The sequence below is a fragment of the Shewanella sp. AC34-MNA-CIBAN-0136 genome (genome assembly GCF_040309945.1).
Taxonomy (GTDB): domain Bacteria; phylum Pseudomonadota; class Gammaproteobacteria; order Enterobacterales; family Shewanellaceae; genus Shewanella.
In genome coordinates this window covers 1-10,731 of record NZ_JBEOPJ010000034.1, presented here as the reverse complement: position 1 = coordinate 10,731, position 10,731 = coordinate 1, and the positions used below count along the sequence as shown (strand labels likewise).

Sequence of the window (10,731 nt, the reverse complement as noted above, 5' to 3'; positions counted from 1 at the left end):
TCGTTAGCTCAGTTGGTAGAGCAGTTGGCTTTTAACCAATTGGTCGAAGGTTCGAATCCTTCACGACCCACCACTTTCTCTGTTATTCCCTCACTATTATTTCTAAATCATCACAGAATACCAGACTTATCATTGGCTAAAATAGCTCGGTATATTTTCAGATGTTTAAATCTGGATAGTTTGTTTTAACTTCAATAATAATTAGGTTTTGCAAAATCAAGATGGATCGTCAGTTCAGTTACTCTGTGTGAAATCAACTGCTGCCGTTGACTTTTGAATCATTTCCCCAATGTTTAAACCTTTCATCACCCACTATTTTACTCCTTTAGTTATGTCCTCTAATAATCCCTTTTATCAACGTTAAATCTTATTATTACGTTACAAGATTTGTATAGCGTTCGATGATTATATTCCAGCGAGCCTAAGATGCTATACGAAACCAATCCAGGTCGTAACTGGTCGATGTATTTTGTTATCAGCTTATTTAGCGTTTAATTTCTTATAAATCTTTAGTGTCCAAACTCATCAAGATCTACATTGTATTAAACAACATCTTGTTTTCGAAGTAGTCTATTTATTAGTTTTTGCTTGTCTACTTTTGTCTCATAGACCTATTGCTAATGTTACATGACTGTTAATTGGCTCATATTGCTCAAGATTAGAACAATATCAATAGGGAGATAATAATGAAAAAGCAAAAACTCAGTCTTTATGTTGCAGGCGCGTTATTGGCGATGAGTGGGGGAGCTCAGGCTGCTACAGATATGACTTTTGGTGGTTACATTAAAGCCGATGTGATGTTTAGTGATTATGGCAATGGGGCGCCAGATTCAGGTTCGTTATCTCGTCAGTTTTATGTGCCAGGCACTATTTATGGTACGACGGGTAATGGTAAGCAAGTAGTCGACTTTCAAGCTCGTGAATCACGTTTTAATTTTAAGACGGTTACTGATGTTGAAGGGCATACACTGACTGGTTTTATTGAACTGGATTTTATGACGCATACAGATGGTAATGAACGAGTTTCTAATAGTTACTCTCCACGTATTCGCCATGCATTTGTAAGTTATGACAATTGGACTGTAGGGCAAACGTGGACTACTTTCCAAAACCCTGGTGCTTTACCGGAAAACCTAGACTTTGTCGGTGCGGCTGATGGAACACCGTTTGTGAGACAATCACAACTACGTTATACCAGTGGCAATTGGCAGTTCTCAATTGAGAATCCTGAAACAACTGTGACGCCATTGAGCGGCGGTGGTCGAATTACTAGTGGCAGTGGCGTTGTTCCTGATTTTGTTGGTCGCTATAACTTTAGTGCTGCCAGTGGTTCTGCATTTTCAGTTGCGGCGATTGTAAGGCAATTAGATCTAGAGCAAGTTGTTGGTACCACAACGTATGACACATCAGAACTAGGTTATGGTGTCAGTTTCGCGGGTGTTATTCCTGTCGGTAAAGATGACTTCAAATTTACTGCAACTTACGGGGAAGGGTTAGGTCGTTATATGGCGCTAAATTATGCCAACGCTGGCGTGCTTGATACCAATGGGGAAATTCAAGCGATTAAATCATTTGGTGGTTTTGTGTCATATCGTCACTGGTGGTCGGAGCAATGGCGTTCTAGTGTGACGTTCTCAGGTTTTAGCGCAGATAATGATGTGGCGCTTACCGGTGGTGCAGTTAATAAAGAGGCTTACTCTGGTTACGTTAACTTATTGTTTTCACCTTCAAAGCCACTAACATTTGGGGTTGAGTTTATGCATGCCTTAAATGAACGTGAAGACGGTTCTGATGGCGACCTAAATCGGATTATGTTTTCGGCGAAATATGCTCTTTAGTATTTGAGCAGATAACAAAAAGGCAACCAGATCGGTTGCCTTTTTAGTTTAAATTTAAGAAGCTTACTTAATTGAGTAAGTTGTTTTGACGAACATAAGCTTCAAATTCGGTGCAACCACCAATAGGTTGTTCATCAACAAAGATTTGTGGAACAGTTTCTACCGTTTTACCCACACTTTTTGATAAATCCGCTTTAGTGATGCCTTCGGCATGAATATCAATATATTTGAATTTAAAATCTTCACTTTGCGCCGCTAACTTTTCTGATAATTCAACAGCTCGAACACAATATGGGCAACCTGGGCGGCCAAAAATAACTACAAACATGGTGACTCCTGTTTAATGATATGGCCAATTTATACCATAAGTACTTTTCAAATCATAATTCAACGCAATTAATTTTGTTTTAACTCATATCGATTTTATATTTGCCTTGATAGTCAAAAAATGAATCAACTAAATCCCAACGATGTTTGTTTTTTTTCAGTAATAATAAATCGGGTTTTCTGAATCGAGTTTGATCCGCCAATACATCAGTGACTTTCTTATATTGAGGATGGGGAATACCTGGCGTGCGGGTATGACTGAGAACATATACCGCATAAAAAGCTTTTCGTTGTGCTGGTGTCGCGAAGTTAAACGTTTGCTTAAAATCATTACCTTCAATGTCAATGTATTGAATAAGCAACTTATTGTCTTGATCGTGCAACAACATTTGCTCACATTTAAATAAATGATGATGCTGAGCATTAAGTACTTGTTTTAGGCGTTTATCGGGATCAATTAAGGTCGATTGGCAGCTATGACAAATGCGAGCCGCGATATCATTCTCCGCTCCACAGTCTGGGCATGATTTTGATCGAAATCTAAAATCACACTGTTGTTGCTCATTGATTAATCCTTGGCAGCGTCTGCCATAATGTTCAACAATATCACCATCGCCATCCACTAGGCCCCAAAAAGTATTAGCAAATTGACACACAGGACAATGCACTTGTACTGGCACTGATTTGCTATTGGGTTTGGCTTGACCGACTTCTGGGTAAAATAAGTCGTAACCATTAGCCGCATAATCAATGACTAAACAATCTGCTTTATTGGGAGCTAAACGTAACCCTCGGCCAATCATTTGTTGGAATAGGCTCACCGATGCAGTGGGACGCAAAATTGCGATAAGGTCGACGTGAGGAGCATCGAAGCCTGTGGTTAATACGGCAACGTTAACAATGTATTTGAGGTTCTGGGCTTTAAAGCGATGGATGATGTCATCACGTTCGTTATGTGGCGTTTGAGCGGTAATTAAGGCGGCATCGTTGTCTAACAGAGTCATGATTTCATTGGCATGTCTGACCGTAGCTGCAAAAATTAAAATACCTTTTCGGCATTCGGCAAGTTGTTTTACTTGCTTGATAATTGCAGTGGTTGCTCGTCCCTGATGATGCAATAAAGAATCGATTTCCATTTGTGGGTATTCACCACTGTCATGCGCCACCAGTTCACTAAAATCATATTGCGCACTCAACCCGTCAAAAATGGTCGGTTTGGTTAGGTAACCTTTCTTGATTAATGGTCGCATTGGGAGTTCAAAAATGCATTTTTCGAATACAGGTTTATCAGTATTACCTACTTTCCCATGATAATGGTGCCGATAAATCCAGCCTAAACCTAAACGATAAGGCGTGGCGGTTAGCCCAAGCAGTTTAATGTCAGGATTACGCGCTTTAAGGTGCGTGAGCAGTTGTTGATATTGACTGGTAGACTCATTACTGACTCGATGACATTCATCAATGATCACTAATGAAAATGCTTGAGTGAATTTTTCTAGGGCGCGAGCGGCCGATTGAACACTGGCTACCACGGTTTTGCCATTAGCCTTTTTTTGATTTAATCCTGCTGAATAGATATTGGCCTCTTGGGTGAGCAAACCCACTTTTTCAGCATTTTGAGCGACTAATTCCTTTACATGGGTTAGCACCAGCACATTACCATTAGCAATACGTGCCAGTTCGGCAATGACAATACTTTTTCCCGCACCGGTAGGTAACACTAACACCGCTGATTGTTGGCTGTGCTTGAAATGAGCGATAGCCGCATCAACTGATTGCTGCTGATAGTCGCGTAAGGTGATATTTCCGGGTTGAGTAGATGAATGTTTCACGTTATCGAGTAGTGTTATTTTGGTTTATACAAAGCTTAACATAGCCAATGATTGATAGACCATGATGTTTTAAATGCGTTAAATAAATCAATTGGTCATGGTTAAAGATGATAAATACACTGGGATGGTACTTTTTGCGTGTTAAGCGCTGTTTTTTTATATCAGTTGGTGTAGATTCATCTATTGAAATAAGATGATATTGATACTAATAAAAATGAAATTTATCACCATCAGGAAGAACACATTATGAAATTTTTATCGTTAGCCGCTCTGTTAATGGTTAGCCACCTCGCCGTTGCCGAAGAAGGTCTTGTCATTGGTTTATCTATTGAAGAAACGGTTAAGCATTCAGATGATGCTACTGCATCGGCTTCAAAAATTGTGATGGGATTAAATGAATCTGTGTCACTTAGTGTCGAAGGAGACTATGGCGTGACCATAGTGTCGACAGCAAATAGTGATAATAAGGTTAATTTGTTGATAAGTTTACGTGATGAATCTAATGATGGTGCGGATCTATTAGGTGACAAAGCCATAACGATTAAAGTGGGCCAATCAACGAGCTATAAAATGACTCTAAATGATCATTCATATAATGTCACCATTGATACTGCTTATGGCCCACAGCCTAAGGTTTCAGATAAATAAAAACGTCAATGAATCTTAATTTTTAGATAAAAAAAGCCCCTCAATCGAGGGGCGAAAAGAGAAATTGGTCAGGATTTCTCAGGGTGGATAGAACATCATAAGTTGATTTTATTACTCTGTTTTGTTTAAGCGAGACTCAATCAAGGTATCAATCACTGCAGGATCTGCCAGAGTAGAAGAATCACCTAAGTTAGTGACTTCATTAGCCGCAATTTTACGTAAGAATCGACGCATAATTTTGCCTGAACGCGTTTTAGGTAAACCACTTGCCCATTGGATAAGATCCGGGGTTGCAAGTGCACCAATTTCTTTACGAACCCATTGACGAAGTTCTTGACGTAACTCTTCTGTTGGCTCAATGCCACGAGTTAGGGTGACGTATGCATAAATGCCTTGGCCTTTAATGTCATGGGGGTAACCCACAACGGCCGCTTCAGCAACGAGTTCATGCGACACTAAAGCGCTTTCCACTTCAGCAGTACCTAAGCGATGTCCCGAAACGTTGATGACATCATCGACACGGCCTGTAATCCAATAATAGCCATCTTCATCACGACGCGCGCCATCACCGGTAAAATACATACCTCGGAATGTTTTAAAATACGTCAGCGCAAATCTATCGTGGTCACCGTACACTGTTCGCATTTGGCCTGGCCACGAGTCAAGGATAACTAGGTTACCTTCACCAGTGCCTTCAACAATATCACCCATGTTATCAACCAGTGCTGGCTGTACCCCAAAAAATGGTCGAGTCGCTGAGCCAGGTTTGGTATCAGTTGCGCCAGGTAATGGACTAATCAGAATGCCACCAGTTTCAGTTTGCCACCAAGTATCGACGATAGGGCAGTTCTCATGACCAATCACTTCATGGTACCAACGCCAAGCTTCTGGGTTTATCGGTTCACCCACAGAACCCATAATGCGCAATGAATCGCCTTTATAGCTACTAAAAGGTTCTTTACCTTCAGCCATTAATGCGCGAATTAAGGTTGGCGCGGTATACAGGATATTGACCTTATGTCGATCAATCATTTCACCTAATCGAGCTGGAGTAGGGTGATTAGGTACGCCTTCATGAATTAATACCGTGGCGGCATTAGCAAAAGGTCCATATACCATATACGAATGGCCAGTAATCCAGCCTACGTCGGCTGTACACCAATATACTTCGTCTGCTTTATAGTCAAACACGTATTCGTGTGTCATCGAGGCATATACCATATAACCGCCAGTAGTATGCAGCACACCTTTAGGGTTACCTGTAGAACCTGAGGTATAAAGCAAAAATAATGGATCTTCGGCGTTCATCTCTGCTGGTTGGCAAAATTCTGAAGCAACTTCCATGAGTGAATGCCACCAAACATCTCGGCCTTCAACCCAATCTACATCTCCACCAGTGCGCTTAAATACAATGACTTTTTCGACGCACGTAACATCAGGATTTGATATTGCTTCATCGATACTGCGTTTTAGAGGAATTTTACGGCCACCACGAACACCTTCGTCGGCGGTAATTAAGACTTTTGATTTTCCATCAATTACCCTTGCCGCTATCGAGTCTGGTGAGAAGCCACCAAATACCACTGAATGAACAGCACCAATGCGAGCACAAGCCAGCATCGCTACTGCAGCTTCAGGCACCATAGGCATGTAGATAGTGACGATATCGCCCTTATTAACTCCTTGGCTACGTAGCGCATTGGCAAACTTACACACTTGCGTATGCAGTTCTGCGTAAGTTAATTTGCGTTGTTCGTTGGCGTCATCGCCTTCCCAAATAATAGCAAGCTTATCGCCGTGTTCTTCAAGGTGACGATCTAAACAATTGGCCGAGGCATTGAGCGTGCCATCATAAAACCAATTAATCGAAAGATTATGATCATCAAAAGACGTTTTCTTAATTTTGGTATAAGGTTTAATCCAATCAATACGTTTGCCGTGTTCTCTCCAGAAACCTTCTGGATTAATAATGGACTCCTGGTACATTTTCTTATATTGATCGTTATTAACCAGTGCGTTTTCTGCAATGTCACTAGGAACTTTGTAAAGAGACTGCGGGGTCATGGGGCTTCCCTTTCTAAAAATGGCGTGGTTAAAGTATCATCTGCAACGGGCTGTTTGCACTATTAGACCTTGGTCTAGTTTTAAAATATCCTTAATATTTAGTCTGTTGCACGTGTTAATATGGTAATGATTGCTGCAGATTTGGTCGATTATTTATATCGATTCTCTTATGTAGGTTGTTTTCTGCTCAATACATGATGTTTTAGATGAAAATAAAACAGATTTTTAATAATAATAAAGTGATAGCGGACGTTTCATGAACTTAACCTTAATCGTGGCCGTGATTGCGGTGTGTTATGTGTCATTGCTGTTTATTTTGGCATGGGGTGCCGAGCGATGGTTTAGTAAAATAAACCAAAAAGCTCAAGTATGGATTTATGGGCTCAGCTTAGCGGTGTATTGCTCATCATGGAGTTTTTTAGGCACAGTAGGTCAGTCTGCCAATGATTTATGGTCATTTCTACCTATTTTTGTCGGCCCAATAGTAGTGTTTACCCTTGGGTTTGGCATGCTACGAAAAATGGTTGTAGTGTCTAAAGCACAAAACATTACTTCAGTTGCCGACTTTATTGCTGCTCGTTATGGCAAGTCACAGTTATTAGCGGCTTTAGTCACGCTTATTGCATTGTTTGGCATCATGCCTTATATCGCACTACAGCTTAAAGCAATGGTGTTTAGCCTTAACTTATTTCAACCTGATGATACCCCCTTAAGCCCAGTGGCGGTGCCATTATTGATCACCATGTTACTGGCCATTTTTGCCATTTTATTTGGTACGCGTAAATTAGATGCGACTGAACATAATCCTGGAATGATGGTCGCGATTGCGTTTGAGTCATTGGTTAAACTTGCGGCATTTATCTCAGTCGGCGTGGTAATTAGTTTTGGTGTTTTTGATGGCTTTGGCGATATTTGGCAGCAGGCATCAGATAAAGCATTAATCGAAAATAGTCACATTCGTTTAGAGTCGTTTCTCCCTGAACTATTTGTTGGAATGGCCGCTTTTTTATGTATGCCAAGGCAGTTCCATGTGATGGTGGTCGAGTGTGGCGGCGAGCATATTTTAAAAAAATCACGTTGGATATTTCCGATTTATTTAGCCTTGTTTGGCTTGTTTGTCGCGCCATTAGCATTAGCCGGTAAAATTATTTTGGGTGATTCGGTATCTGCTGATACCTATGTGATTAATTTGCCTTTGGCACTAGACCAACCAATATTAGCGGTTGTTGCCTTGTTAGGTAGTTTATCTGCAGCAACGGGGATGGTGATTGTTGCTGTGGTGACTATCAGTGTGATGGTCAGTAATGAGTGGCTGGTGCCATTTTTGCTGCGAACGGGGCAAATAAGGGAAAAGAACTTCAGCCAATTTTCTCAATTATTGTTAAATGTACGCCGTTTATCGATTGTGGTTATTTTAGGCTTCGGCTATTTGAGTTACTTACTGTTTACCGACAGTGATTCACTTTCACATTTGGGGATGATGTCCTTTGGTGCATTTTCTCAACTAGCGCCCGCACTAGTCGGCGGATTATATTGGAAGCACGGCAATCGAGCTGGTGTCTATCTAGGCCTTGCTGTCGGTTTTAGCCTGTGGTGTTTTATTTTACTTCAAGGTGCCGGTGAAGCCCGTTTGATCGGTAGTGAGTCAGGCTTACTCAATTCGATAACCCCAAATGTTAGTGATACTTTGATTGCTTTGTTAGCGAATATATTTTGCTATGTACTAGGGTCTATTTGGTTTAGAGCTGGTGTTGCTGAGCGCATTCAAGCGAGTAATTTTGTTAAACCTTGGTCATCAAAAAAAGATTCAAAAAAACGTCAAGGGCCTATTTCGCAACAAGATTTGTTAATTTTGGCTAGCCGATTTGTGAGTCCTACTCGTGCTTATGAGAGTTTTAGTCGTTTTTCAGCCGATGCAGTAAAAAGTGACAGTTGGTACAAAGCTGCCCCAGAAGAATTAATTGCTCACACCGAACATATGTTGTCGGGGGTTTTAGGTGCATCAAGTGCATCATTAGTGATGGACTCAGTCCTGCAAGGCCGCGATTTGGCGCTGGATGAAGTATTCAGTCTCGTTGATGAAGCATCCTCTAAAATTATTTTAAGCCAAGATATGTTACGTGGCGCAATTGAACATGCTTATGAAGGCATGAGTGTGGTCGATAAAGATCTTAATTTAGTTGCCTGGAATTATCGCTATGTCGAGCTATACCAGTACCCTGAAAGCTTTTTAGTCCAAGGAATGCCTATTGCTGATGTGGTGCGATTTAATGCATTGCGCGGCTTTTGTGGTACTGGAGACATTGAAAACCAGGTTGCTGTGCGAGTTCAACATATGCGTAATGGAACACCGCACACATCTGAGCGTGAACGCCAAGATGGTAAAGTGATTAAAATTCAAGGAAACCCAATGCCTGATGGCGGTTTTGTAATGACATTTACTGACATTACCCAATATCGCTTACAAGAGAAGGCGTTACTGGAAGCCAATGAAACATTAGAAAGTCGGGTGCAAGAACGAACCTATGAATTGGCAATGTTAAACAGTGAATTACTTGAAGCTAAAGCACAGGAAGAAATGGCACACGCGTCTAAAACTCGCTTTTTAGCCGCAGTGGGCCACGACTTAATGCAGCCACTAAATGCCGCGAGATTATTTACAGCATCGTTATCACAATATCCTAATCTGGATCTTGAAGCCCGCACCACCTTAACTCATGTGAATAGTTCGTTGAAAATAGCGGGAGAGTTATTGACCGATTTGCTCGATATTTCTAAGCTCGACTCTGGCATGGTGGACGTTAACCGCCGTGATTTTGCTATTGCTGAAGTGATTAATGGTTTATCGGTTGAATTTGATGCAATGGCAAGTGACAGCCAAATTTCTTTTTCGATGGTGCCCTCTACCGCGACGGTGAACTCCGACCCTTCATTGTTGCGGCGTATTTTACAAAACTTTTTAACCAACGCTTATCGTTATGCTCGAGGTGGTAAAGTGTTATTTGGTTGCCGGCATCGAGGTGACTTTATCGAGATTCAAGTACTCGATACGGGTTGTGGGATTAATGAGTTTGATATACAAGAAATTTTTAAAGAGTTTAAACGTCTTAATCATCCCAGTAGTCGTAATGTCAGTGGTTTGGGGTTGGGGCTAGCGATTGCCGATAGGATTAGCAAGGTACTTGATCATCAAATTCATGTAAGTTCGACCTTAGGCCATGGTTCTCTATTCTCTATATTCGTGCCATTAGGTGAAACGGTCAGCCAAATAAGCATTAAGCCTTTACCAACATTATTACAGCCTTTAGCTGGCATTAAAGTATTGTGTATTGATAATGAAGATGCCATTCTCGCGGGGCTAGAGTCGTTATTAAGTCGTTGGCAATGCGAGGTTATTTGTGCCAAAGATCTTGCTGATGCTCGAATTAAGTTAGGGCTTAAAGGGGTTGCCCCTGACATCATGTTAGCTGATTATCATTTAGATGATGATCAAAATGGTATTGATGCGATGAATGGTATTCGCAGTCGTTATGGTGAACATTTACCTGGAATATTAATTACTGCCAATACCAATAAAGAGTTGGTTGATGATGTCGAAAGACGCGGCTATCACTATATGGCTAAGATGGTTAAACCTGCCGCATTACGCGCGTTAATTTCTAGTCTGGTCAAAAAGTAAGTGAGTTATTTAGCGTTGAGGACAACTAATGATCACAGCCTATGGCGATAGCATGTCAGGTAATTGTTATAAAGTGCAGCTGGTGCTGAATATGCTAGGTGTTGAGCATCTATGGCAAGAAATGAGTATCACGAAAGGTGAAACGCACACACCAGAGTTTTTAGCTAAATATCCAGCAGGAAAAATACCATCAATTGAACTCGATGATGGCAGAGTGTTATCTGAGTCGAATGCCATTATGGGGTATCTTGCAGAGGGCTCTGAGTCTGACGAATCCCCACAAAAGAATGAATAAAAATAATGAGATAGGTTAAAAACTGAGGAACATTCATGGCATTTGGTG

At 41.1% G+C, this 10,731-nt stretch carries 7 protein-coding genes; 4 read left to right on the top strand and 3 right to left on the bottom strand.

The window, feature by feature from the left end:
- The first annotated feature begins 686 nt into the window (after nt 1–686).
- Entirely contained in the window at nt 687–1,838 is a 1,152-nt protein-coding gene (locus AAEY94_RS20430; protein ID WP_101086787.1) for a DcaP family trimeric outer membrane transporter, read from the top strand.
- A gap of 67 nt (nt 1,839–1,905) precedes the next feature.
- Here the strand turns inward: AAEY94_RS20430 and AAEY94_RS20425 are convergent, their stop codons facing one another.
- Complete coding sequence (locus tag AAEY94_RS20425; protein WP_011636939.1) at nt 1,906–2,166, bottom strand: GrxA family glutaredoxin; 261 nt, start codon at nt 2,164–2,166, stop codon at nt 1,906–1,908.
- 79 nt (nt 2,167–2,245) lie between these two features.
- The gene (radD, locus tag AAEY94_RS20420; protein ID WP_350979884.1) at nt 2,246–3,997 is read right to left on the bottom strand and encodes a DNA repair helicase RadD; all 1,752 of its coding nucleotides are present in this window, start codon (nt 3,995–3,997) and stop codon (nt 2,246–2,248) included.
- Between the two features lie 246 nt (nt 3,998–4,243).
- Between radD and AAEY94_RS20415 the strand changes: the two genes are divergently transcribed.
- Nucleotides 4,244–4,645 carry a hypothetical protein gene (locus tag AAEY94_RS20415; RefSeq protein WP_101086789.1) on the top strand — a complete coding sequence of 134 codons (402 nt, stop codon included), beginning with the start codon at nt 4,244–4,246 and terminating at the stop codon, nt 4,643–4,645.
- 111 nt (nt 4,646–4,756) lie between these two features.
- Here the strand turns inward: AAEY94_RS20415 and acs are convergent, their stop codons facing one another.
- Nucleotides 4,757–6,709 (bottom strand): acetate--CoA ligase, encoded by a 1,953-nt coding sequence (gene acs, locus AAEY94_RS20410; RefSeq protein ID WP_162023397.1) that lies wholly within the window; start codon nt 6,707–6,709, stop codon nt 4,757–4,759.
- Nucleotides 6,710–6,965: 256 nt separating this feature from the next.
- Between acs and AAEY94_RS20405 the strand changes: the two genes are divergently transcribed.
- The gene (locus AAEY94_RS20405) at nt 6,966–10,388 is read left to right on the top strand and encodes a hybrid sensor histidine kinase/response regulator (RefSeq protein WP_350979882.1); all 3,423 of its coding nucleotides are present in this window, start codon (nt 6,966–6,968) and stop codon (nt 10,386–10,388) included.
- 28 nt (nt 10,389–10,416) lie between these two features.
- Nucleotides 10,417–10,683 carry a glutathione S-transferase N-terminal domain-containing protein gene (locus AAEY94_RS20400; protein WP_350979881.1) on the top strand — a complete coding sequence of 89 codons (267 nt, stop codon included), beginning with the start codon at nt 10,417–10,419 and terminating at the stop codon, nt 10,681–10,683.
- Nucleotides 10,684–10,731 lie beyond the last annotated feature (48 nt).